Genomic DNA, 24,356 nt, shown 5'->3' with positions numbered 1-24,356 from the left:
AGACCGACATGAGCAAACAATTCGACGTGATCGTCATCGGTGGCGGCCCCGGCGGCTACATCGCCGCCATCCGAGCCGCCCAGCTGGGCTTCAACGTGGCCTGCATCGACGAGTGGAAGAACGACAAGGGCGGCCCCGCACCGGGCGGCACCTGCACCAACGTGGGCTGCATCCCTTCCAAGGCGCTGCTGCAATCGTCCGAGCATTTCGAGCATGCCAACAAGCACTTTGCCGAGCATGGCATCACCGCCACCGGCGTGAAGATGGACGTGGCCAAGATGCTGGCCCGCAAGGACACCGTCGTGAAGCAGAACAACGACGGCATCCTGTACCTGTTCAAGAAGAACAAGGTCAGCTTCTTCCACGGCCGCGGCTCGTTCGTGAAGGCCGCCGAAGGTGGCTACGAGATCAAGGTGGCCGGTGCCGCCGAAGAGTCGATCACGGGCAAGCAGATCATCATTGCCACGGGCTCCAACGCCCGTGCGCTGCCTGGCACGCCGTTCGACGAAGAATTCGTGCTGTCCAACGACGGCGCGCTGCGCGTGGGCGCCGTGCCCAAAAAGCTGGGCCTCATCGGCTCGGGCGTGATCGGCCTGGAAATGGGCTCGGTGTGGCGCCGCCTGGGTGCCGAAGTCACCATCCTCGAAGGCCTGCCCACCTTCCTGGGCGCGGTGGACGAGCAGATCGCCAAGGAAGCCAAGAAGGCCTTCGACAAGCAGGGCCTGAAGATCGAGCTGGGCGTGAAGGTCGGCGAGATCAAGACCGGTAAGAAGGGCGTGAGCATCGCCTACACCAACGCCAAGGGCGAATCCCAGGCGCTGGAAGTGGACAGGCTCATCGTCTCCATCGGCCGCGTGCCCAACACCATCGGCCTGAACACCGAAGCCGTGGGCCTGGCCCTGGACGAGCGCGGCGCCATCGTGGTCGATGCCGACTGCAAGACCAACCTGCCTGGCGTGTGGGCGGTGGGCGACGTGGTGCGCGGCCCGATGCTGGCGCACAAGGCCGAGGAAGAAGGCGTTGCCGTGGCCGAGCGCATTGCCGGCCAGCATGGCCACGTCAACTTCAACACCGTGCCCTGGGTCATCTACACCAGCCCCGAGATCGCATGGGTGGGCCGCACCGAGCAGCAGCTCAAGGCCGACGGCGTCAAGTACAAGGCCGGCAGCTTCCCGTTCCTGGCCAACGGCCGCGCACGCGCACTGGGCGACACCACCGGCATGGTGAAGATGCTGGCCGATGCCGAGACCGATGAAATCCTGGGCGTGCACATTGTGGGCCCGCAGGCCAGCGAGCTGATCTCCGAGGCCGTCGTGGCCATGGAGTTCAAGGCCAGCAGCGAAGACATCGCACGCATCTGCCACGCCCACCCCAGCCTGAGCGAAGCCACCAAGGAAGCAGCCCTGGCCGTGGACAAGCGCACGCTGAACTTCTGATCTCCTCCCACGGGAGATAGATGGCGCCGTCGCCCTGTGAAGGGCGGCGGCGCTTTATGCCTTATTCATTCCTAGCACCAGGGCGAGCGCACCGTGACTGTCAAACAGACCTACCTGGCCGAACTCGAGGCCAAGGGCTTCCAGAGCGACCCTGCACAGCTGCGCGCCGTGGATGCGCTGCAGCGCTGCGCCGATGAGTGGGCCACCTATAAAGAGCGCCGCTCCAACGCCTTCAAGAAGCTCATCAACCGCCCGGACATCCCGCGCGGCGTCTACATGTACGGCGGGGTGGGGCGCGGCAAGAGCTTTCTGATGGAATGCTTCTTCGACGCCGTGCCCTTGAAGCGCAAGGTGCGCCTGCATTTTCACGAGTTCATGCGCGAAGTGCACCGCGAGCTGGCAGCCCTGCAGGGCACGCAGAACCCGCTCGATGTGCTGGGCGAGCGCATCTCCAAGCGCTACAAGCTCATCTGCTTCGATGAATTCCACGTGGCCGACATCACCGACGCGATGATCCTGCACCGCCTGCTGGCGTCGCTGTTCGAGAACGGCGTGGGCTTTGTCACCACCTCCAACTTCAAGCCCGACGACCTGTACCCGGGCGGCCTGCACCGCGACCGCATCCTGCCTGCCATCGCGCTGCTCAACGAGCGCCTGGAGGTGGTCAATGTGGACAACGGCACCGACTACCGGCGCCGCACCATGGAGCAGGTCAAGCTCTACCACATGCCCCTGGGGCCGGACGCCGATGCGCAGATGAACGAGGCCTTCAACCAGTTGGCCGAGGTGCACGACGAAGACCCGGTGCTGCACATTGAGGCGCGCGAGATCCGCGCCAAGCGCAAGGCCGGCGGGGTGGTATGGTTCGACTTCCGTGAACTGTGCGGCGGGCCGCGTTCGCAGAACGACTACCTTGAGATCGCCACGCAGTTCCACACGGTGCTGTTGTCCGACGTGCCCTACCTGCCGGTCGCCATGGCCTCGCCCGCGCGGCGCTTTACCTGGCTGGTGGACGTGCTGTATGACCGGCGCGTGAAACTCATCATGTCGGCCGCCGTGCCGCCCGAAGCGTTGTACACGGAAGGCCCCCTGGCACACGAGTTCCCGCGCACCGTATCGCGCCTGAACGAGATGCAGTCCAAGGAATTTCTGGCGCTCGAGCGCCGTACGGTGGACACAGGCTTGACATGAAGACCAGCACAATGCGGCAGTTCATCATCATCCCGGCGCTGTGCCTGCTGGCGCAGATGGGCATGGCCTCGCATGCCCTGGCCCAAGCTGTAGCCGAGCCCGAGTCGGCCGAGCGCAAGGCGGCCCATGCCCACCGGGCTGCCGAACGCGCGCACATCGCGCAGGAGCGCAAGGCCGTGGCCGCCCGGCGCCTGGCGGCCGAGACCGAGTGCTACAAGCTGTTTGCGGTGGAAGACTGCCTGCGCGTGGAGCGCAACCGGGCCCGCGAGGCCGAAGCCGGCCTGCGCTCGCGCGAGATGCAGATCAACGATGCCGAGCGCAAGGAAAAAGCCGCCGAGCGGCGGCGCAGCATCGCGGAAAAGCAGGCTACCCAGCCCGGCCCGCCGGGTGAAGCCCCTGAAGTGGGGATCGGCGTGCGTGGCCAGCCGCACATGCAGGCCCCGCGCAACCCGCGCACACCCAAGACCCCCGTGGTACCCACCCCGCGCGCGCAGAACATCGAGCAGCGCGAGGCCGAGCAGACCCAGCGCGCCGCCGAAGCCGCCCAGCGTGCGGGCCGTGCCCGCGAGCGCCATGCCGAGGAATTGAAGGCGGCCGAAACGCGCCGCGCCCGCGTGGCCCGCGACCAAGCCGCCGCTGCAGCCTCAGGCCGCAAGCCTGCTGCGCCACTGCCCGTGCCTGCGCCCTGAAGCGCAGGGGCGGCGCCCTGAAGCGCAGGGGCGGGTAGGGGGGCGGCCTCTCAGCCTCTCAGACCTTGCTGGTGGCGCCTGCTGGAACGGAGGGATGGGTGCCCATGCCCATGCCCTGCACGGTCTTCTTCTCTTCGACCAGTGCCTCGATCTTCACGATGACCAGCGACAGGTTGTCACCGCCCCCACGGGCCCGCGTGCGGGCCTTTTCGATCAGGAACTCCGTGGCTTCGCGCGGCGAGAGCGATTCGACCACCGAGGCCAGCTCGGTGGGTGAGAAGTAGTGCCACACGCCGTCGCTGCAGGCCATGAGCGTGTCGCCCGGGTGCAGCTGGGAAATCATGTGCGTGGTGATGGGCGGGTCGCTCTCGGTGCCCAGGCAGCCCACCAGGATGTTGGAGTGCGGGTGGTTGTTGGCCTCGGCCTCGGTCAGCTCGCCCCGATCCACCAGAGCCTGCACGTAGGAGTGGTCGCTGGTGCGGTGCGTCAGGCGCCCGCCCTGGAAGTGGTAGATGCGCGAGTCGCCGGCATGCACCCAGTGGCAGTCGCCACGCGGGTTGATCAGGAAGGCGGCGATGGTGCTGTGCGGCTCCTGCTCGGCCGAGATGGCCGTGAGGCGAATGACGATGTGCGCCTCTTCCACCATGCTCTTGAGCATGGCGGCCGGGTCGTCGGTCTCGGGCGAATAGCGCTCGAACAGCTGGCGGGCCGTCATCATGACCTGGTCGGAGGCCTTGCGGCCGCCGCTGCGGCCCCCCATGCCGTCGGCCACGACACCCAGGACACAGCCGTTGTGCCGTTCATGCGAGATCAGGGCCACCTGGTCTTGCTGGTACTCGCGGTCACCCTTGTGGATGCCGGTGGAGGCGATGAGGCGAAACGCTTTGGTCATGCTGGTGATTGTGGTGTGCCGACGGGCCTGGCTGTCGTTTGGGTGCTCTGGAGCGCGTATTATCCGCCCGCCTGTGGCATTTTTGCCATGACTGCCGTGCGCCCCCTTTGAAATCCACCCACCCCTCGCCCCTGCGGCCACCGATCGCGCTGCGCATGGAGCGCTTGCTACAAACCCGGGAGCCCGCCTGATGCCGTTGGCCGAGGTGGTGCAGGAGGTGTTTGCGCCCGGCGGCCTGCTGGCACGGGCCGATGCCCAGTTTCGCCCGCGCGAAGGCCAGACCCGCATGGCTGCCGCCGTGGCCCGCACCATGGAAGAGGGCGGCATGCTGGTGGTGGAGGCCGGCACCGGCGTGGGCAAGACCTTTTCCTACCTGGTTCCCGCCCTGCTCAGTGGCGAGCGCGTGCTGCTCTCCACGGCCACCAAGGCGCTGCAGGACCAGCTGTTCGCGCGCGACCTGCCGCTCCTGACCGAGGTGCTGGGCGTGCCGGTGCGCGCCGCCCTGCTCAAGGGCCGGGCCAGCTACCTGTGCCTGCACCGCATGGTGCAGGCCCGCCAGGACAGCGCGGTAACAGAACGTAATGTGGTGCGCGTGTTGGCCAAGGTCGAAGACTGGTCGCGCAGCACGCGCAGTGGCGACCTGGCCGAACTGACGGGCCTGGACGAGCGCTCCCCCGTCATCCCGCTGGTGACCTCCACGCGCGAGAACTGCCTGGGTGCGGGTTGCCCGCGCGCGCGGGAATGCCATGTGAACATCGCCCGGCGCGAGGCCCTGGCGGCCGACATCGTGGTGATCAACCACCACCTCTTTTTTGCCGACATGGCCGTGCGTGAATCGGGCGTGGCCGAGCTGTTGCCCACCGTGCGCGTGGTGGTCTTCGACGAGGCCCACCAAATCAGCGAGACCGGCGTGCAGTTCCTGGGCCTGCAGCTGTCCTCGGGCCAATTGCTCGACTTTGCGCGCGACCTGTTGGCCGCAGGCCTTCACCACGCGCGGGGCCTGGCCGACTGGCTGGCCCTGGCCGGCCGGGTGGAGCAGGCGGTGGGCGCGCTGAGGCTGGCCGGCGGCAGTGCCAGCGCCCAGGGCAAGCGCGGCTGGACAGAGGCCGCCCCCGAGGGCGCTGAAGTACAGGCCTGGGACGCCGCGCTGCGCCGACTGTCGACTGCCTGCGCCCAGGCCCAGGAGGCGCTCGATCAACTGAGCGAGACCGCCCCGGACCTGGAGCGGCTGTACGAACGCAGCACTGAGCTGCTGGCCCGCCTGGCCCGGTTCGTCGGGCCCTGCAGCCAGGACGCGGTGCGCTGGATCGACCTCGGGAGCACCCAGGTGCGCCTGGTCGAATCGCCGCTGGACATATCGCACGCCATGCGCACCCGGCTGCTCACGCAGCCCACGCACAGCGCACGCGACGATGAGTGGCCCGACCCCGAAGGCGAGCGCCCCCGTGCCTGGATCTTCACCTCGGCCACGCTGGGGACGGATGAGGGGCTGACCTGGTTCGTGGAGCGCTGCGGCCTGGAAGGCGCCGAAATTCTGCGCGTGGACAGCCCGTTCGACTACGCCACGCAGGCCGCGCTGTACGTGCCGCGCCACCTGCCCAAGCCGGCCGACCCGACCCACAGTGCCGCCATTGCGCGCCTGGCCGGCGATGCTGCCGCGCGCATTGGCGGGCGCACCCTGGTGCTGACCACCACGCTCAAGGCCCTGGCCACCATTGGCGATGCCTTGCACCGCCGGTTTGGCGACGGCCAATCGTTGTCGGTGCTGGTGCAGGGCGAATGGCCCAAGCGCCGCCTGATGGAGCGCTTTCGCGAAGGCAGCGGGCACGGCGCACCGGGCTGCATCCTGGTGGCGTCGGCCACGTTCTGGGAGGGGTTCGACGTGCCCGGCGATGCGCTGCAGCTGGTCATCATCGACAAGCTGCCGTTTCCGCCGCCTGGCGATCCGTTGGTCGAGGCGCGCAGCCAGCGCATCGAAGAGGCGGGGGGCAGCTCGTTCCAGCAGGTTTCGGTGCCCGAGGCGGCAGTGGCACTCAAGCAGGGGGCGGGTCGACTGATACGGCGCGAATCGGACCGGGGGGTGCTGGTGGTCGGCGATACGCGTCTGGCCACCATGGGCTATGGCAAGAGGCTGCTGCGCGCCCTGCCACCCATGCGGCGCCTGGAAACCCTCGAGGATTTCGAGGCAGCGCTGGATGATCTGCTGGCGGCCAGTTCAGACCCGTTCTGAACAGGTTCAGGCGCTTACCAGAACTTCCACCACGGATCCGACTTGCCCTTGAGCCCGGCGCGCACGTACTCGCTTTTCGGGTACGAGGCATCCATCACGCGGCGGGTGTCGTCGCGCAGTTGGTCCATGCCCAGGGCATCGTAGGACTGCATCAGGATGTACAGCGCTTCTTCCACGGCGGGTACGCCCTGGTAGTCGGCCACGGCCACCTGGGCGCGGCTGATGGCGGCCACGTAGGCGCCGCGCTGGTAGTAATAACGTGCCACGTGCACTTCGTACTGGGCCAGCGAATTGACGATGTAGGTCATGCGCTGGCGCGCATCCTGGGCGTAGCGCGAATCGGGGAAGCGCGTGGTCAGCTCGCTGAAGGACTCGAACGAATCCTTGGCCGCCTTCTGGTCACGCTCGGACAGGTCCTGGCGCGACAGCCAAGAGAACAGGCCCAGGTTGTCGTTGAAGTTGACCAGGCCCTTGAGGTACAGGGCGTAATCGAGCGCAGGGCTGGCGGGGTGCAGCTTCATGAAGCGGTCCAGCGTGGCCACGGCCTGGGCTTTTTCGCCCGCCTTGAAGTGGGCGTAGGCCTTGTCCAGCTGGGCCTGCTGGGCCAGCGGCGTGCCAGCGGCACGGCCTTCGAGCTTTTCGAACAGGGGCACGGCCTTGTCGTAGCCGCCAGAGTTCATTTCATCCTTGGCTTCGGAGTAGATGCGGTTGGGGCTCCAGTTGGCGGTCTTGTCTTCGGTGGTGGTCGAGCACCCGGCGAGGACACCTGCAGCCAGCAGGGCGGAGAGAAACGGCAGTGGGGCACGAAGCATCGCAAGCAGCTTTCAGGCAAAAAGAGGAAACGGGATGTTCCGGGGGCTGGCGGCGGGGAAGGGGTCCCCGCAGGCGTGCACCCCAGCGGACACCTGACGGCGCATTGTACCGGCGGCATCCGGCTCCTGAATCCCCCTGTCGCAAACGTTTCGGTTACGGGATGCAGTGGGCTTTCTACAATGGAGCCCATGTTTGTCCACTTGCGCCTGCACACCGAATATTCCGTCGTCGACGGTACCAACCGCATCGACGAGGTGGCCAAGGCCGCCGCCGTCGATGGCCAGCCCGCCCTGGCCATCACCGATCTCAACAACCTTTTCGGCGCCATCAAGTTCTACAAGGAAGCCCGGGGCAAGGGCGTCAAGCCCCTGCTGGGCGCCGAAATCTTCCTGGAGGGGGAGGGCACGGCCCCACCGTCGCGCATGATCGTGCTGGTGCAGAACCGCCAGGGCTACCTGAGCCTGTCGGAACTGCTGGCCCGCGCCTGGACGCGCAACATCGTCAAGAACCTGGCCGTCTGCACCTGGGAGTGGCTGCAGGAGCTGTCCGAGGGGCTGATCGTGCTCTCGGGCGCCCAGGCCGGCCCCGTGGGGCAGGCCCTGCTCAAGGGCGATGACGCGGGCGCCGCCGACCTGGCGCTGCGCCTGGCGGGCCTTTTTCCGCACCGCTTCTACATGGAGCTGCAGCGCGCCGGCCGCCCCGACGACGAGGCCCACGTAGTTGCAGCGGCCCAGCTGGCTGCGCGCCTGCACCTGCCGGTGGTGGCCACCCACCCGGTGCAGTTCGCCGATGCCGAAGGCTACGAGGCCCACGAGGCGCGCGTGTGCATCGCCGAGGGCGAGATCCTGGCCAACCCGCGCCGGGTGCGCCGCTTCACGCGCGAGCAGTATTTCAAGTCCTCGGCCCAGATGGAGGAACTCTTCGCCGACATCCCCTCGGCCATCGCCAACACCGTGGAGATCGCCCAGCGCTGCAACCTGACGCTGGTGCTGGGCAAGCCGCAGCTGCCCGACTTTCCCACGCCCAACGGCATGCCGATCGACGAGTTCTTCCGCTTTGCCTCGTTCGAGGGGCTGGAGGAGCGGCTGAAGATGCTCTTCAAGAAGGAGGCCGACCGCGAGGCGCAGCGCCCGCGCTACGTGGAACGGCTCGAATTCGAGATCGGCACCATCCTCAAGATGGGCTTTCCGGGCTACTTCCTGATCGTGGGCGACTTCATCAAATGGGCCAAGGAAAACGGCTGCCCGGTGGGGCCGGGCCGGGGGTCGGGCGCCGGCTCGCTGGTGGCCTATGCGCTGAAGATCACCGACCTGGATCCGCTCGAGTACAACCTGCTGTTCGAGCGCTTTTTGAACCCCGAGCGGGTTTCCATGCCCGACTTCGACATCGATTTCTGCCAGTCCAACCGCGACCGGGTGATCGACTACGTGAAGGACAAGTACGGCAAGAACGCCGTGAGCCAGATCGCCACCTTCGGCACGCTGGCGGCCAAGGCCGCCATCCGCGACGTGGGCCGCGTGATGGACATGAGCTACATGTTCTGCGACGGCATCTCCAAGCTCGTGCCAGGCAAGCCCGGCATGTCCTATACGCTGCAGTACCCGCCCGCCGTCAAGAAGGAGGGCGACAAGAACAACTACGCGCTGGAGCTCGAACCCCTGCTGGCCGAGCGCGTGGCCAAGGAAGAGGACGTGCGCACCGTCATCGAGATGGCGCAAAAGCTCGAAGGCATGACGCGTAACATCGGCATGCATGCCGGGGGCGTGCTGATCGCCCCGGGCAAGCTCACCGACTTCTGCCCGCTGTACCAGCAGCCCGGCAGCGAATCGGCCGTGAGCCAGTACGACAAGGACGACGTGGAGGCCATCGGCCTGGTGAAGTTCGACTTCTTGGGCCTGGCCACGCTGACCATTCTGGAGATCGCGCGCGAATTCATCATGAAGCGCCACAAGGGCCAGGAGAACTTCACCTTCGAAGCCATCCCGCTCGACGACGGGCCCACCTACACCCTGTTCTCCGACGGCAAGACCGAAGCCGTGTTCCAGTTTGAAAGCCGCGGCATGCAGGGCATGCTGCGCGAGGCGCGCCCGAGCCGGCTGGAAGACCTGATCGCGCTGAACGCCCTGTACCGCCCTGGCCCCATGGACCTGATCCCCAGCTTCGTGAACCGCAAGCACGGCAAGGAAGTGGTGGAGTACCCGCACCCGCTGGTGGAAAAAGTGCTGGCCGAGACCTACGGCATCATGGTCTACCAGGAGCAGGTGATGCAGACCGCCCAGGTGCTGGGCGGCTACAGCCTGGGCGGTGCCGACATGCTGCGCCGGGCCATGGGCAAGAAGAAGGCCGAGGAGATGGCCGAGCACCGGCTGATCTTCCGCGCCGGCGCGGCCAAGCAGGACATCAGCGAGGCCAAGGCCGACGAGGTGTTCGACCTGATGGAGAAGTTCGCGGGCTACGGCTTCAACAAGTCGCACGCCGCCGCCTACTCGCTGCTTGCCTACCACACCGGCTGGCTCAAGGTGCACTACACGGCCGAGTTCTTCTGCGCCAACATGACGGTGGAAATGGACGACACCGACAAGCTCAAGGTGCTGTTTGAGGACGCGCGCAAGAACTTCGGCATCACCTTCGAGCTGCCCGACGTGAACCGCGGCATGTACCGCTTCGAGCCGGTGACGGACAAGGTCATCCGCTACGGCCTGGGCGCCGTCAAGGGCGGCGGGCAGGCGGCCATCGAAGCCATCGTGGCGGCGCGCGAGGGGCGCGGCGAGGGGCCCAACGGCTCCACCAAGGGCCCCTTCAAGAGCCTGTTCGACTTCTGCCTGCGCGTGGACCGCGCGCGCATGAACAAGCGCACGGTGGAAGCGCTGATCAAGGCCGGCGCCTTCGATTCGCTGAACCTCAACCGCGCCTCACTGCTGGCCTCCATCGACCGGGCCTTCGACTTTGCCGCGGCCAGCCTGTCCAACATCAACCAGGGCGGCCTGTTCGACATGATGGGCGACGATGCCCACGGATCGAGCACGCAGGAGCCCGAGCTGGTGGACGTGACGCCCTGGGGCATCAAGGAGCGCCTGACGCTGGAGAAGACGGCGGTGGGCTTCTACCTGTCGGGCCACCTGTTCGACGAAGTGGCCACGGAGGTGCGCCGCTTCGTGCGCACGCAGATCGACGAGCTGCTGGACAGCCGCGAGCCGCAGATCCTGGCCGGCATCATCAGCGATTTGCGCGTCATCAACGGCCAGCGCGGCAAGCTCGCGCTGTTCAAGCTCGACGACAAATCGGCCGTGATCGAGGCTTCGGCCGACGAGGCGCTGATCAACACCTACAAGAACCAGCTCAAGGAGGACGAGTTCGTGGTGATGATGGGTCGCCTGCAGCTGGACCGCTTCAGCGGCGGCCTGCGCGTGAAGGTGCAGCAGGTGTGGGACCTGGCGGGTGCGCGGGCGCGCTTTGGCAAATACCTGCACGTCGTGGTGAGCGACAAGGCGCCCGAAGTGCAGAAACTGCTGCGCGAATTCCCTCCCCGCCGGGAGGAGGCGCCCGAGGGCGACCTGCTGCACGGCCTGCGCGTGCGCATGGGGCTGCGCTGCACCGGCAGCGTGGGTGGGGCCGCCAGTACCTCGGCGGTCGCCGAGGTCCAGCTCTCCGAAAGCAGCCGCTTTTACCCCAGCGATGCCGCCCTGGCCGCCTGGAGCGCCCAGGTCGGGGCCGGGTCTGCTACGGTGGTCTACGAGTGATCGTGCAGCAAAGGGCAAAGGTATGCGCGAGGAAACAACATCCAACCGGTGCCTGGCAGGGCATGCACCGCTGCCTTTTTCACGCCACGCCCTGTGCCACCGCAGGGCATTTGGCAGGGGTGGAGGCAGGGGCGAACAGGGCCTGGCAAGAATATTGCTCAGGCCAGCCTTGAAAAAAAACGGATGAACATCAGATTTCTCTTGCGGCAGCGGTACGCGCGGGTCGCTAGAATGAAATTCATGGCAACAAAACCACCTTCTCCCAAAGCCGCGCCGCCTGTCACCAGGCCTGCGCGGGATGACGGCGGTTCGGTCGTGCTGGAAAGACGCACGCAAAAGACCCAGCCCCCCCAGATGTACCAGGTGGTCATGCTCAATGACGACTACACGCCCATGGAGTTCGTCATCGTGGTGCTGCAGGAGTTTTTCAGCAAGGACCGGGAGCAGGCGACCCAGATCATGCTCAAGATCCACCTCGACGGCAAAGGCGTGTGCGGCGTGTATTCACGCGACGTGGCCGCCACCAAGGTCGAGCAGGTGCTGGATGCGGCCCTCAAAGCGGGGCACCCGCTGCAATGTGTCAGTGAACCTGTTGAATAACAGGTTTTTCATCCCGATCTACAGTTATCCATTCCACGCAAGCACAAAGGAGTTCACATGATTGCCCAAGAACTGGAAGTCAGCTTGCACATGGCCTTTGTTGAGGCCCGCCAGCAGCGCCACGAGTTCATCACCGTGGAGCACCTGCTGCTGGCACTGCTCGATAACCCCAGCGCAGCGGAAGTGCTGCGCGCGTGTTCGGCCAACATCGATGACCTGCGGTCGTCGCTGTCGAACTTCATCAAGGACAACACTCCGCAGGTGGCAGGCACCGACGAGGTGGACACGCAGCCCACGCTGGGTTTCCAGCGCGTGATCCAGCGCGCCATCATGCACGTGCAGTCCACCGGCAACGGCAAGAAGGAAGTCACGGGCGCCAACGTGCTCGTAGCCATCTTCGGCGAGAAGGACTCGCACGCCGTGTACTACCTGCACCAGCAGGGCGTGACGCGGCTGGACGTGGTCAACTTCATTGCCCACGGCATCAAGAAGGGCGAGCCGCCGGAACCCGCCAAGGCCGAGAACCAGGCCGAGGGCGAAGAGGGCGCTGCCGCCGAGCGCAACGAGAAGGCCTCGCCGCTGGAGCAGTTCACGCAGAACCTGAACCAGGCCGCCAAGGAAGGCAAGATCGATCCGCTGATCGGGCGCCACTACGAGGTGGAGCGCACCATCCAGATCCTGTGCCGCCGCCGCAAGAACAACCCGCTGCTGGTGGGTGAAGCCGGCGTGGGCAAGACCGCCATCGCCGAGGGCCTGGCCTGGCGCATCACGCAGAACGACGTGCCCGAGATCCTGGCCGAGGCCGTGGTCTACTCGCTCGACATGGGCGCGCTGCTGGCGGGCACCAAGTACCGCGGTGACTTCGAGCAGCGCCTGAAGGGCGTGCTCAAGTCGCTCAAGGACAAGCCCAACGCCATCTTGTTCATCGACGAGATCCACACCCTGATCGGTGCGGGTGCGGCCTCGGGCGGCACGCTCGATGCATCCAACCTCCTGAAGCCGGCGCTCTCCAGCGGCCAGCTCAAGTGCATCGGCGCGACCACCTTCACGGAGTACCGCGGCATCTTCGAAAAGGACGCTGCGCTGTCGCGCCGCTTCCAGAAGGTGGACGTGGTCGAGCCTACGGTGCAGGAAACCATCGACATCCTGAAGGGCCTGAAGTCGCGCTTCGAGGAACACCACAGCGTGAAATACGCTGCGGCCGCCCTGCAGGCTGCGGCGGAACTGAGCGCCAAGTACATCAATGACCGCCATCTGCCCGACAAGGCGATCGACGTCATCGACGAAGCCGGTGCTGCCCAGCGCATCATGGTGCCGAGCAAGCGCAAGAAGACCATCGGCAAGGCCGAGATCGAAGAGATCGTGGCCAAGATCGCCCGCATTCCGCCGGCCAACGTCTCCAACGACGACCGCGGCAAGCTGCAGACCCTGGAACGCGACTTGAAGAGCGTGGTCTTCGGCCAGGACAAGGCTCTGGAAGTGCTTGCCAGCGCAGTGAAGATGGCGCGCTCGGGCCTGGGCAAGGGCGACAAGCCGATCGGCTCGTTCCTGTTCAGCGGCCCCACGGGCGTGGGCAAGACCGAGGCCGCCAAGCAGCTTGCCTACATCATGGGCATCGAGCTCCTGCGATTCGACATGTCGGAGTACATGGAACGCCATGCCGTGAGCCGCCTGATCGGTGCGCCTCCGGGCTATGTCGGGTTCGACCAGGGTGGCCTCTTGACCGAAGCCATCACCAAGAAGCCGCATTCGGTGCTGCTGCTCGACGAAATCGAGAAGGCGCACCCGGACATCTTCAACGTGCTGCTGCAGGTGATGGACCATGGCACGCTGACGGACAACAACGGCCGCAAGGCCGACTTCCGCAACGTCCTGATCATCATGACGACGAACGCTGGCGCCGAGACCATGAACAAGGCGACCATCGGCTTCACCAACCCGCGCCAGGCGGGCGACGAGATGGGCGACATCAAGCGCCTGTTCACGCCCGAATTCCGCAACCGGCTGGATGCCATCGTCAACTTCAAGGCGCTGGACGAGCAGATCATCCTGCGCGTGGTGGACAAGTTCCTGCTGCAGCTCGAAACCCAGCTGGCCGAGAAGAAGGTGGAAGTCACCTTCACCGACACGCTGCGCAAGCACCTGGCCAAGAAGGGCTTCGATCCGCTGATGGGCGCCCGTCCGATGCAGCGCCTGATCCAGGACACCATCCGCCGTGCGCTGGCCGACGAACTGCTGTTCGGACGCCTGACCGAGGGTGGCCGCCTGACGGTGGACATCGAGATGAAGACCGACGACAAGGGCGTGGAAACACCCGAAGTGCTGCTCGACATCCAGCCCCTGCCCAAGAAGGAGCGCTCGGCCAAGTCGGAGCCTGCAGAGCCGGAAGAAGCCACGGCCGATTGAGTTTTGCCACCCGTGCATCGACAAAGCCCGCAGCACCCGCTGCGGGCTTTTTTCATGGTGCGTTGGCGTGATCGCCTGGCCTTGGCAGCGGCGCGCTCCTGCGCATGCAATGACTGCATGCCCTGTGTGCGGCATGCGCATGGCGCTGGCCTGCCCCATTGCAGTGCATACCGCGCACAGCAAGGCCCCGCCTGGCTTGCGGGGCATCGGCGGGCCCGCAACCCTGCAGGCTATCACACGCTTTGTTGCATGAAAAAGAAAGGCCGCTCAGTGTTTTCCTTCAGGGGAGGGTTGTATTTCTTGGGTAGAGTGGCGTGGAGCGCATCACTAAACAAGGAGTAATTACATGAGCCAGAAAGTCGCGTACGTCACCGGCGGCATGGGGGGCATCGGAACGGCTATCTGCCAGCGCCTGCACAAGGAAAACTTCAAGGTCATTGCGGGCTGCGGCCCGACCCGTGACCATGCCAAGTGGCTGGCGGAACAAAAGGCGCTGGGCTATACGTTCTACGCATCGGTGGGCAATGTGGGCGACTGGGATTCCACCGTGGAAGCGTTCACCAAGACCAAGACCGAACACGGCAGCATCGACGTGCTGGTGAACAACGCCGGCATCACGCGCGACCGCATGTTTCTCAAGATGTCCCGCGAGGACTGGGATGCCGTCATCGAAACCAACCTGAACAGCATGTTCAACGTCACCAAGCAGGTGGTGGCCGACATGGTGGAAAAGGGCTGGGGCCGCATTGTCAACATCAGCAGCGTGAACGGCGAAAAGGGCCAGGCCGGCCAGACCAACTACTCGGCCGCCAAGGCCGGCATGCACGGCTTCTCGATGGCCCTGGCGCAGGAGCTGGCCACCAAGGGCGTGACGGTGAACACCGTGAGCCCGGGCTACATCGGCACCGACATGGTCAAGGCCATCCGCCCCGACGTGCTGGAAAAGATCGTCGCCACCGTGCCTGTCAAGCGCCTGGGCGAGCCCAGCGAGATCGCCTCGATCATTGCCTGGCTGGCCTCGGAAGAGGGCGGCTACGCCACCGGTGCCGATTTCTCGGTCAACGGTGGCCTGCACATGGGCTGATCCATCCGCAAGCGGCTCCTGGCCGCCCGCAATGAAAGAAACCCGCTTCAGCGGGTTTCTTTGTTTTCATTGCCCAAGCGAGGCCCGAGGTCTGAAGAAAGCCCAGCGCAGCGGTTCTGGCTAGGCGCTGCGCCTCTAGTACGGCAAGGCGCAGCAACGACGCCAAGAGCTTTGTTCAGGCCTTAGCCCACAAAGCGGCCGTTGGAGCCCATGATGCCCAGGTCAATGAACTTGGAACCCACATACGGTGCGCCACCTGCATAGTCGACCGTGAAGCCGCCCAGGTCGTTGCTGCGCAAACCGGCCAGTGCCGAGCGCAGCTTGGCACGGCTCAGGTCGCGGCCGGCGCGGTCCAGGCCGTCGATCAGCACGCGGGCGTTCACGTAGCCCTCGAAGCTGCGCGACGAGAATTCCTGCTGGTTCACGGCACGCATGGCGCGCTGGTAGTCACGCACCAGGGCGACGCTGGTGCGCGACGCATCGGGCATCACCATCGACAGGGCCAGACCGCCGGCCTTGGTGCCCAGCTGGCGGATGTTTTCGCCGCTCAATGCCACGCTGGTGGCCGCCAGGGGCGTGCTGGCCGATGCCTTGCGGAATTCGTTGATCAGCGCGGCACTCACATCACCTGCCGTGCCGAGCAGCACCGTCATGGGCTTGGCAGCCAGCGTCTGCTGGACCACGGTGGCCACTTGCTCACCCTTGGCGTCGAGCTTGAAAGCCTTGGGCGCGGGCTGGTTGACGGCCTTGAGCGCGTTGTTCACATCGACCAGGAATTCCTTGCCGAACGCCGTGTCCTGGTAGACCACGGCCAGGTCGGTGATACCCATGGCCACCAGCTTCTTGGCCAGGCGCTGGGCTTCGTCGGAGTAGCTGGCGCGCACGTGGAAGACCGAGCGGTACTCGGGCTTGCGCAGCGACGATGCGCCGCTCTGCGGGGCCACGTAGGGGATCTGCGCCTCGTCCACCAGGGGCATGATGCGCTGGTTGTTGCTGGTGCCCATGCACGACAGCAGGGCCGCCACGTTGCCATCGGCAATCAGCTTGCGCACGTTCTCTTCGGAGCGGGCCGGATCGTAGCCGTCGTCCAGCGCCAACAGGCGCAGCTCACGCCCGCCCGTGCCGCCGCTGCGCGCGTTGGCCTGTGCAATGCCGGCGTCCAGGCCCTGCTTGAGTTCCTTGCCCAGGCTGGCCAGAGGGCCCGACAGGCCCAGCGAGCAGCCGATGGTGACCATCTTGGCGTCGATGGCGTCCTGGGGGCCGGCCCATGCGCTCGGTGCGAGTGAGAGGCCGGTGGCGGTGGCAAGAAGGGACTGGGTGAACTGGCGACGGTGCATGGAAGGAGACGACGATGGATCGAAGAAGGGGGCGCTGCCACGGGTTGCCGTGGTTGCCTTGGCCCTGGTCGCACGGATAGCGCAACCTTAGGGAAAACCCTTATTCTAGCATTCAGCGCTGCTTACCGTCAAAAGAGCGTTGCAGGACAAGTGATACCCTGGATCGCCACCGGGGGGAGGGTGCTGCAGGCCAGGCGCGTCAGGGACGCCAGTCCCAATCGACGCGCAACGCCTCCCCCGTCTTGTCGTTTCTGGGCAGCCCCTCTCTTGGAACGGCGGTTCCGCCCAAGTAGAGAGTCTCGTTCACGGATATCTTCGCGGGCAGCGACCGGATGGCGCTGTCGGCCAGGTTCAGGTCAAAGCGCACGAACAGGCCTTCGGGCAACGCTTCAATGGCACTGCCCCTGAGGTCCAACTCGTCCAGTTCGACGAAGGTCTTTGGGAGACGGCGGATCTTGGCGTTTTCCGCCCACAGGCTCACGTGCAGGGTGGTCGACTCCGGGATCTCGGTGATCGGCGTGTCGCTGATGTCCAGGGTACACAGCTCCAGGTTCTCTGGAAGCGTGTCAATGGCGGTATCGGCGACGAAAAGGTCAGTCCCCAGCGTCAGCTGCGTCGGCAACTGGGTGATGCTGGTGCCCCGGACGTCAAGGCTGTCCCCTACGGTGAAATGCTCCGGCAGTGCGGAAATCGGGCAGTCCGTGAGGATCAGGGCGCTGCCGATTTCCAGCCGGTCGGGCAGCCTGGAGATGGTGGTGTAGGCGATGTCCAGTGTGCCGGGCAGTGAAAGTGCATCCGGCAGTGCCTCGAGCGCGCTTTCACTTGCCAGGATGCTGCGGCCCACGCACAGGTCGACGGGCAGCTGGCGGAACTTGCAGTTGCCGATATGCAGTGCGCCGCCTACCACCAAGCCCGAGGGCAGGCTCTCGCTCACCATGTCGCTGCCGTGTAGTACCAGGTCTTCCGTCACTTCGAGGTTGTCGGGCAGCACCAGGTCGGGGCATGCCCAGATCTGCAGGGTGCCGCGGACGGTGAGGGGGGAGGGCAAGTTGCGAAGGCTGCCGTTGTGAAGGTGAATGGAGCCTTCCACCACCCGCACGTTTTGCGGAAATTCGCTGACCTCACTGAGCGAAATGAGGGTGTCCGTGGTGAGTGTGATTCCCTCGGACGATTCGATGGCTGCAATGCGCCGCCCTCCGATCTCGATGAAACTGCTCATGCCTTGTATTCCTTGCGGCTGGTTGTGGTGCGCGCGGATGCCGGCGCCATGCTGTTTATAGCCGATGGTCCGGACAGTGTTCGCGGTCAGCGTGCGCACCGCGCCAGGTAGGCGTCCTCGAAACGCTTGAGGTCATTGCGCTCGCCTTCCGTCAGGTCGGTGCGCGCCTTCTTGATGTTCAGGATGCGGCGCGATTCGGCGCATTGCTGTCCCCGGCGTGCTTCGTCAGCCTGCGACGCCTGCTGTGCCTGCTGCGCCTGGCGGTCCTCGTCGCGCTGCTGCAGGCGCGCTTCGCGCCGCTCCCTGTCATAGCGGGAGGAGGCTTCGCTCTCTTCTTCGCGGCAGTCGCGGTTGTATTCGCGGCGCATGCCCTCCTGCACGTCGGCCTTGATGCCCCGGGAGTAGGCCGATCGCATGGTGTCGTTCAGCGTGCGGCAGCGCTCGCTCATGTACTGCTGGTGGTCCGGTGCGGGCGAGGAGGACACCGACCGGCTGGGCGAGCGTTCGGAGCGGTACTCGCTGGCCGTGGGCCCAGCCGATACCGACGTGGTCTTCATGCCCTGGGGGCAGGCACGCGAGGAGGTGTAGTTGTTGCCGTTGTCGTCCCGGCAGGTGTAGCGCGTCTGTGCGCTGGCTTCGGACGGTGCCAGGCAGTGCAGCGCTGCCAGCAACAGGCCGGCGCCAGCAAAGCGCAGACCATGCCGGATACGCGCCGTGCGGCCCAAAAGGTGGTTCTGCATCTGCATCGGGGTCTTCCTTTCCATGGATTGAATGTCGGGTGCCGGCAAAGGGTTCGCCGGGCCGCCTCCCGACCCGGTGTGGAGACCGTGGGGTGGGGCAATGCATGGATTGTTCTGCGGCAAGGCCTGGCGGGCGTTCACCGCCTTGTCCACCGGCCCTGTGCCAGCGCTTGACAATGTGTCCACCGGCGGGCGTGAGGCGGCCGCGCAGGCGTGGGCAGGCCACCGGCTACGGCATGCGCAGGGCCTCAGAGGGCTGAGACGAAGGTGGCGCGACCGGGAGGGGGCGGTGAGCGCTCCAGGGTACCGCAAAGGGCTATGAACGCGGGCTATGCAGCCGCGCCCGCGAAGAGCGCGTTGCGGTCATGCGGCGGCTGCCGCCTGGAAGGGACGCAAAAAAACCCCGCAGTGGCGGGGCTTTCCTGGTGGAGTGGGTTGGAACCGTCAAAAAGAAGGGGCGGCCCGGTTTGGGAGCCGGGGCTGCCACACCCTCAGAAGCGGGCCGGGGCGCGCTTGCGGTCGCGTTCGTCTTCGGGCCAGGCGGACATGATTGCGGTGGTATTCATACTGGAAAACTCCTGTGATGTACCAACAACGCGTTCACTCCCGGCTTGGTTGACAGCGTTTCGCAAAAAAATGCAACCTAAATGGAAACGTTTTTTCGCCGCCAAGCACTGCAAAATTCATAGCAACAATTTCAAGCCTGCCGAGTTGCAATAGCTGGAAACATAGGTAATCGTTTACAGGGTTTTACACTTCACGCGCCGGCAGCTGCCGAAATTTCTTCAAGCGCTGATGAAACTTCCAGCCAGCGTTCTTCCAGTTGCGCGGTCTCGTCGTGGCCCGCCTTCAGGCGGCGCCCGCACTCGGCGATCTCGGCTGGCGGCAGGGCCTGAGTGAGGGTCTGCTCAAGTGCGCTGCGCTCGGTCGACAGGGTCGCCAGGCGCTGGTCGATCTGTTCCAGCTCCTTTTTCAGGGGGCGCGTCTTCTCAGCCAGTTGCTGGCGGCTTTGGGCATCGAGCTTGCGCTGGTCGCGCCCTGCCGCAGGCGTGGCGGCCGGGGCCGGTGTGGGGGCCTTGGCGACCACCGCAGGTGGGGCGGCTACCGGTGCGGGGGCGGGCGCAGGAGCGCTTGCGGCGGCGGCCGCCGCCTTCACGGCAGCCGCTTCGGCCTGGCGCGAGTATTCGCGCAGGCGCTTGGCCTCCTCGAGCAGGTAGCGCTGGTAATCGTCCAGGTCGCCGTCGAACGGGCCCACCACGCCGCGGCCCACCAGCCAGAACTCGTCGCACACGGCGCGCAGCAGCGCCCGGTCGTGGCTGACCAGCATGACGGTGCCTTCGAACTCATTGAGCGCCATGGACAGCGCCTCGCGCGTGGCCAGGTCCAGGTGGTTGGTGGGCTCGTCCAGCAGCAGCAGGTTGGGGCGCTGCCAGACCATCATGGCCAGCACCAGGCGGGCTTTTTCACCGCCGCTCATGGTGCCCACGGCCTGCTTGGCCATGTCGCCGCTGAAGTTGAAGCTGCCCAGGTAGCTGCGCAGGTCCTGCTCGCGCGAAGGTTCGCGGGCCGCAGCGCCCATGTCGCGCGCCAGGCGGATCATGTGCTCCAGCGGGTTCTCGGCGGGGCGCAGCACGTCCAGTTCCTGCTGGGCGAAGTAGCCGATGGACAGGCCCTTGCCCTCGGTCACGGTGCCCGCAATGGGCGCCATCTCGCGGGCAATGGTCTTGACCAGGGTCGACTTGCCCTGGCCGTTAGCGCCCAGGATGCCGATGCGCTGGCCGGCCAGCACCGACTTGCTCACGCCGGTGAGGATGGTTTTGATCTCGTCGTCCGTGGTGTAGCCGAACGCCGCATCGCTGATGGACAGCATGGGGTTGGGCAGGTTCACGGGCTCCTTGAACTCGAAGGTGAAATCGGCCTCGGCCAGCAGCGGGGCCACCTTCTCCATGCGCTCCAGGGCCTTGACCCGGCTTTGCGCCTGCTTGGCCTTGCTGGCCTTGGCCTTGAAGCGGTCGATGAACTTCTGCAGGTGGGCGATCTTGTCCTGCTGCTTGGAGAAGGCAGCCTGTTGCAGTTCCATCTGCTGGGACCGCAGTTCTTCGAACTTGCTGTAGTTGCCGCCGAAGCGGTTGAGCTTGGCGCTGTCGATCTGCAAGGTGACGTTGGTGACGGCGTCCAGGAATTCGCGGTCATGGCTGATCACGATCATGGTGCCGGCGTACTTCTTGAGCCAGGCTTCGAGCCAGACCAGGGCGTCCAGATCCAAGTGGTTGGTGGGTTCGTCCAGCAGCAGCAGGTCGGACGGGCACATCAGCGCGCGCGCCAGTTGCAGGCGCATGCGCCAGCCGCCCGAGAAGCTGTTCACCGGGCGCTCAAGTTCGTGCGACTGGAACCCCAGGCCCAGGATCAGCGCCTGCGCGCGCGGCACGGCGTCGTGGTCGCCCGCGTCGGCCAGGTCGGTGTAGACCTGGGCAATGGCCATGCCGTGGTCGGCGTCGTCGTGCGCGGCATCGCTCTGGTCGAGCTGCGCCAACTGGGTGTGCAGCTCGGCCAGGCGCGTGTCGCCTGCCAGCACGAAGGCGGTGGCGCTTTCATCGGTCTCGGGCATGTTCTGCGCGACCTGCGCCATGCGCCACTGGCGGGGGATGGAAAAGTCGCCTCCATCCTCGTGCAGGCTGCCGTTGAGCAGCGCGAACAGTGTGGACTTGCCGGCGCCGTTGCGGCCCACCAGGCCGACCTTTTCGCCGGGGTTCAGGGTCACGGAGACGTTGTCCAGCAGCACCTTGGCGCCGCGCCGCAGGACGATGTTCTTCAGGTTGATCATTCAGTACTCAATCACGGCGCCTCGGCTGCATCGTGCAGCGCAAGGCCCAGGTAAACCAGGTTGGGGATCGGATGATCCTTGAAAGGGGTGATGGGCCCGAAGCCCATCTGCCGGTACAGCGCCTGCGCGCGTTCGTTGTGGTCCCAGGTGCTGATGCCGGCACGGTCGTAACCCGCGCCCGCACACTGCCGCACCAGGGCCCGCGTCAATTCACGGGCGATGCCCTGGCCGCGTGCGCTTTCGCGCACGTACAGCCGCTTGATCTCGGCCAGGCCAGCCATCTCTGTCGGGGCAAACGCGCCGCAGGCGGCGAGTTCACCCTGCCGATAGGCAAGAACCGCACCACCGGCAGGATGCGCATACCGGCCCGGCAGACCGGCCATGTCCGCCCAGATGCTGCTCTGGCCGGCGTTGGCATGGTCGCGCTGTGCGTACTCGAGCAGCAGTTCCCTGAAATGCCGCCAGCCGTCTTCGGTGTCGACTGCGATGATCTGCAGCATGCTCGGGTTCCAGTGTCCGCGTGGGTGCTTTTCTGGAGCGGCGACACCCCAGGCAACCCCGTATTGTCGCCGATACCGGGCAAACCCTGTAGGACGGCCCTACGGCGCCGCGCCAGCCACCTCGTACCAGGCCCAGCCCTCGTACCTGCCCAGCAGGCGCAGGCGGGGGTTTTCGCCCAGCTCGAAGATGCGGTCACCGCCCACCACCACCTGTGCACCCGTCTGCGCGAAGTCGAAGCGCCGCGGGTCCACCATCACGCGCACGGTGTCGGGCGTGGGGTTGATCACCCGGTAGGCGGCCGGGGCCTGCATGGTTTCCTGCACGAAGGTCAGGTGCTGGTAGCGGTTCACCGTGTCCTGGTCCGCAGCCGGCAACTGCATGCCGCGCCACACGCTGGGCTGGGGGTAGTAGAAAACGCCATCCACCACGGGAACACCCGCCGCGGCGAGCGTCATGGCGAGCGAGGTGCTGGGCAGCAAGGCCAGCACCCGCCGGGGCTTCGCGGTGCCGTCTGCAGATGCCGGGCCTGCCACATAGCCCTGCACGGTGTCGTTCAGGGCCACCTTGGCGGGGGCCAGCCCCAGCGGATTGAAGTCGGCGACGGCGATGGCGTACACCACCACGGTGAGCGCAATCGACTGCGCCACCTTCCCGTACACCAGCCAGTACGCCATGAAGCCACCGGCCACGGCCATGCTGGCCAGCATGGCCACGCTCAGGCCCGGATAGAAGTCTTCGGGAATGCCGGCCACCACCAGTGCCGCCAGGGCCGCCGTCAGCAGGCCCAGCACCACGGCCGCCATGCGCGCCGGGCGTGGTGAAGCCACCGCCCCCTCGCGGCCACCCGCCAGCGCCATGACCAGCAGACAGGACAGCGCCAGCGCCAGATCGATGCGCGACGACGACACGTAGTGCCAGAACATGGCCTTGGACAGTGCCAAGGGCACGCCCCAGACCCCGAACACCACGCTGAACGCCGAGAACGCTGCGCACGCCGCCAGCAGCCAGGGGTAGGGCTTCCTGTCCCGGATCTGCCGCAGGCACAGGAACCAGGTGGCCAGCAGCAGCAGGAAGTACGAACCGAACTCGCTCTCGTTGAACACGCTGCCCTGCAGGTTGGACAGCGTATCGGCATTGCTGAACCCGCGCAGCAGCACCAGGGGGGACAGGTCGCCCCCCTGCAGCGCCGCGCGCTGGCCGGGGTAGACGGTGCTGCGCATGGTGGCAATCGCCTCGCGCGCGTCGTGCCACCAGAAATAGAGCAGGGCGCCCATGAGTACTGCGGCCAGCCCGAAGGCCAGCGGGGTCTGCCAGCTCCAGGCCACCTGCCGGCGGTGGTCAGCCAGCCACGCGGCCAGCACCAGGGCGTAGAGCGTGGCCACGGTGATCTGCCAGGGCGGGTAAAGCACCAGCGCAAACCCGGCCAGGAACCAGGCCAGTGCCAGGGCCAGCCACCACAGGCGGGCACCGGGCTTTTGGCGCAGCATCAGCAGCGCGGCGGCCAGGGCCCCGGACGGGAAGAACACCACATACAGTGGCCACTGCGACCAGCCCGCCGCATAGGGCGCCAAGCAGAACACGAAGGACAGCGCCAGGTTGCGCCCAGAGCGGCCGGGGGCCAGCACGTCCAGCAGCCACCACAGCGCCAGCAGGCAGGCGAAGAACGGGAAGTACCAGTACCAGCCCAGCGCCATGTCCAGCGGCAGCGCGAAGAACCCCCAGGTGGCCGGGCGTGCCAGGGCTGACACGTGCAGCACGGGCACACCAGTCATGCCGATGACCAGCATGTTCTGCCCGTCCAGGCCCAGGTTGCGGTTGATCACCGGAAAGCGGGGGTCGTGGCTGGCCTGGGCCAGCGCGCTGGCGGTGATCACCATCCACTCGTCGGAGCGCACCCCGCGTGGCTGGCCCGCCAGGGGGGTGACGGCGCTGTCGGCCGATACCACAGGGTGCTCGCTCTGGTCGGTGCGGCCCAGCAGCAGTTCCAGCGAAGAGCCGGTGGCGCCGATGCCCACGAGCACCAGGAAGACGCCGGCAATGCCGCCGGCCACCATGCGCCTGTGGCCACCGACCCACTGGCCGCAGCGGTCAAGCACCCGGCCCGTGGCGCCAAGCAGCAGCAGCACGATGGTGGCCGCCACCGCAGCAGCGATGAGCCAGTGCCGCGGGGCAATGTCGGGGCCGAGCACCTTGCCGGCGGCGGGGGAGGATGGCTCGACGTTGAAGCGCGCGGTATCGTCGAAGCGGGCGATCACGCCCACTGGCTGCTCGCCGCCCCCCAGGTAGCGCGGGTAGCGCACTTCGAGCGAGAACTCCAGCGGAATGCTCTCCCCATCCTTGAAGTAGACCGCGACGGAGGGACGGGTCTTGCGCGTGGGAATGGCGATGCGCTTCTCGGTGTCCCCGATGCGCACGGTGAAGTCCTTGGGCAGGCGCTGGTTCTGCGAGTCATAGCACCAGCCGGTGATGCGCACGACGCCTTTGGCCTGGTCGTACTCCACCGTGTCGACGAAGCCGTAGGTGCCGGGGGCCAGGGGCTGCTGGGCGCGGGCGGCCTGCGGCAGCCACAGCAGGGCGAGCAGCAGCGCCGCGAACACAGCGGCAAGCCAGGCGGCGCCCAGCGGATGCAGGTGGTACCCGCGCCTCGGCATGGC

General features: G+C 66.2%; 17 protein-coding genes. 8 read left to right on the top strand and 9 right to left on the bottom strand.

What is annotated here, in order from left to right:
• Positions 1-8 precede the first annotated feature (8 nt).
• The 3 genes from lpdA (at position 9) to ASE28_RS15500 (ending at position 3,316) form a co-directional block, all read left to right on the top strand.
• The gene (gene lpdA, locus ASE28_RS15510) at positions 9-1,436 is read left to right on the top strand and encodes a dihydrolipoyl dehydrogenase (protein ID WP_057267395.1); all 1,428 of its coding nucleotides are present in this window, start codon (positions 9-11) and stop codon (positions 1,434-1,436) included.
• 93 nt (positions 1,437-1,529) lie between these two features.
• Positions 1,530-2,627, top strand: a complete 1,098-nt coding sequence (zapE, locus tag ASE28_RS15505; protein ID WP_057267394.1) for a cell division protein ZapE — start codon at positions 1,530-1,532, stop codon at positions 2,625-2,627.
• The gene (locus tag ASE28_RS15500; protein ID WP_057267393.1) at positions 2,624-3,316 is read left to right on the top strand and encodes a hypothetical protein; all 693 of its coding nucleotides are present in this window, start codon (positions 2,624-2,626) and stop codon (positions 3,314-3,316) included. The genes zapE and ASE28_RS15500 overlap by 4 nt, the downstream gene beginning before the upstream one ends.
• A gap of 58 nt (positions 3,317-3,374) precedes the next feature.
• Here the strand turns inward: ASE28_RS15500 and ASE28_RS15495 are convergent, their stop codons facing one another.
• On the bottom strand, positions 3,375-4,208 hold the full coding sequence (locus ASE28_RS15495; protein ID WP_057267392.1) for a PP2C family serine/threonine-protein phosphatase: 834 nt from the start codon (positions 4,206-4,208) through the stop codon (positions 3,375-3,377).
• 190 nt (positions 4,209-4,398) lie between these two features.
• Here ASE28_RS15495 and ASE28_RS15490 point away from each other — a divergent pair, with 190 nt between their 5' ends.
• Complete coding sequence (locus tag ASE28_RS15490) at positions 4,399-6,438, top strand: ATP-dependent DNA helicase (RefSeq protein ID WP_057267391.1); 2,040 nt, start codon at positions 4,399-4,401, stop codon at positions 6,436-6,438.
• Between the two features lie 14 nt (positions 6,439-6,452).
• Here the strand turns inward: ASE28_RS15490 and ASE28_RS15485 are convergent, their stop codons facing one another.
• Positions 6,453-7,250, bottom strand: a complete 798-nt coding sequence (locus ASE28_RS15485; RefSeq protein WP_057267390.1) for an outer membrane protein assembly factor BamD — start codon at positions 7,248-7,250, stop codon at positions 6,453-6,455.
• A 189-nt stretch (positions 7,251-7,439) separates the two neighbouring features.
• On the opposite strand from ASE28_RS15485, the gene dnaE reads away from it, so the two are divergent.
• A complete protein-coding gene (dnaE, locus tag ASE28_RS15480) occupies positions 7,440-10,991 on the top strand; it encodes a DNA polymerase III subunit alpha (RefSeq protein WP_057267466.1) in 3,552 nt (1,183 codons plus the stop codon).
• 158 nt (positions 10,992-11,149) lie between these two features.
• Here dnaE and ASE28_RS33090 read toward each other — a convergent pair whose 3' ends face one another.
• Positions 11,150-11,362 (bottom strand): hypothetical protein, encoded by a 213-nt coding sequence (locus ASE28_RS33090; protein WP_235516141.1) that lies wholly within the window; start codon positions 11,360-11,362, stop codon positions 11,150-11,152.
• Here ASE28_RS33090 and clpS point away from each other — a divergent pair.
• The 3 genes from clpS to phbB all read left to right on the top strand — a co-directional run bounded on the left by clpS (position 11,307) and on the right by phbB (position 15,081).
• The gene (gene clpS / locus ASE28_RS15475; RefSeq protein WP_008904804.1) at positions 11,307-11,591 is read left to right on the top strand and encodes an ATP-dependent Clp protease adapter ClpS; all 285 of its coding nucleotides are present in this window, start codon (positions 11,307-11,309) and stop codon (positions 11,589-11,591) included. The genes ASE28_RS33090 and clpS overlap by 56 nt on opposite strands.
• 57 nt (positions 11,592-11,648) lie before the next feature.
• Positions 11,649-13,997 carry an ATP-dependent Clp protease ATP-binding subunit ClpA gene (gene clpA, locus ASE28_RS15470; RefSeq protein ID WP_057267389.1) on the top strand — a complete coding sequence of 783 codons (2,349 nt, stop codon included), beginning with the start codon at positions 11,649-11,651 and terminating at the stop codon, positions 13,995-13,997.
• 346 nt (positions 13,998-14,343) lie between these two features.
• Positions 14,344-15,081 (top strand): acetoacetyl-CoA reductase, encoded by a 738-nt coding sequence (gene phbB / locus ASE28_RS15465; protein ID WP_057204326.1) that lies wholly within the window; start codon positions 14,344-14,346, stop codon positions 15,079-15,081.
• 182 nt (positions 15,082-15,263) lie between these two features.
• Here phbB and ASE28_RS15460 read toward each other — a convergent pair whose 3' ends face one another.
• From ASE28_RS15460 to ASE28_RS15435, 6 genes are all read right to left on the bottom strand, one after another.
• The gene (locus tag ASE28_RS15460) at positions 15,264-16,418 is read right to left on the bottom strand and encodes an ABC transporter substrate-binding protein (protein ID WP_057267388.1); all 1,155 of its coding nucleotides are present in this window, start codon (positions 16,416-16,418) and stop codon (positions 15,264-15,266) included.
• Positions 16,419-16,617: 199 nt separating this feature from the next.
• Positions 16,618-17,637, bottom strand: a complete 1,020-nt coding sequence (locus tag ASE28_RS15455; protein ID WP_057267387.1) for a hypothetical protein — start codon at positions 17,635-17,637, stop codon at positions 16,618-16,620.
• 86 nt (positions 17,638-17,723) lie between these two features.
• Positions 17,724-18,383 (bottom strand): DUF4124 domain-containing protein, encoded by a 660-nt coding sequence (locus ASE28_RS15450; RefSeq protein ID WP_057267386.1) that lies wholly within the window; start codon positions 18,381-18,383, stop codon positions 17,724-17,726.
• A 751-nt stretch (positions 18,384-19,134) separates the two neighbouring features.
• The gene (locus tag ASE28_RS15445; RefSeq protein WP_057267385.1) at positions 19,135-21,201 is read right to left on the bottom strand and encodes an ABC-F family ATP-binding cassette domain-containing protein; all 2,067 of its coding nucleotides are present in this window, start codon (positions 21,199-21,201) and stop codon (positions 19,135-19,137) included.
• An 11-nt stretch (positions 21,202-21,212) separates the two neighbouring features.
• Positions 21,213-21,701, bottom strand: coding sequence for an N-acetyltransferase (locus ASE28_RS15440; protein ID WP_057267384.1), 489 nt, complete (start codon positions 21,699-21,701; stop codon positions 21,213-21,215).
• Between the two features lie 99 nt (positions 21,702-21,800).
• A complete protein-coding gene (locus ASE28_RS15435) occupies positions 21,801-24,353 on the bottom strand; it encodes a hypothetical protein (RefSeq protein ID WP_057267383.1) in 2,553 nt (850 codons plus the stop codon).
• Positions 24,354-24,356 lie beyond the last annotated feature (3 nt).

Source organism: Acidovorax sp. Root219 (assembly GCF_001428665.1).
Classification (GTDB): Bacteria; Pseudomonadota; Gammaproteobacteria; order Burkholderiales; family Burkholderiaceae_C; genus Acidovorax.
The sequence above is the reverse complement of the archived record's forward strand: the minus strand, read 5'-3'. Positions and strand labels throughout refer to the sequence as shown.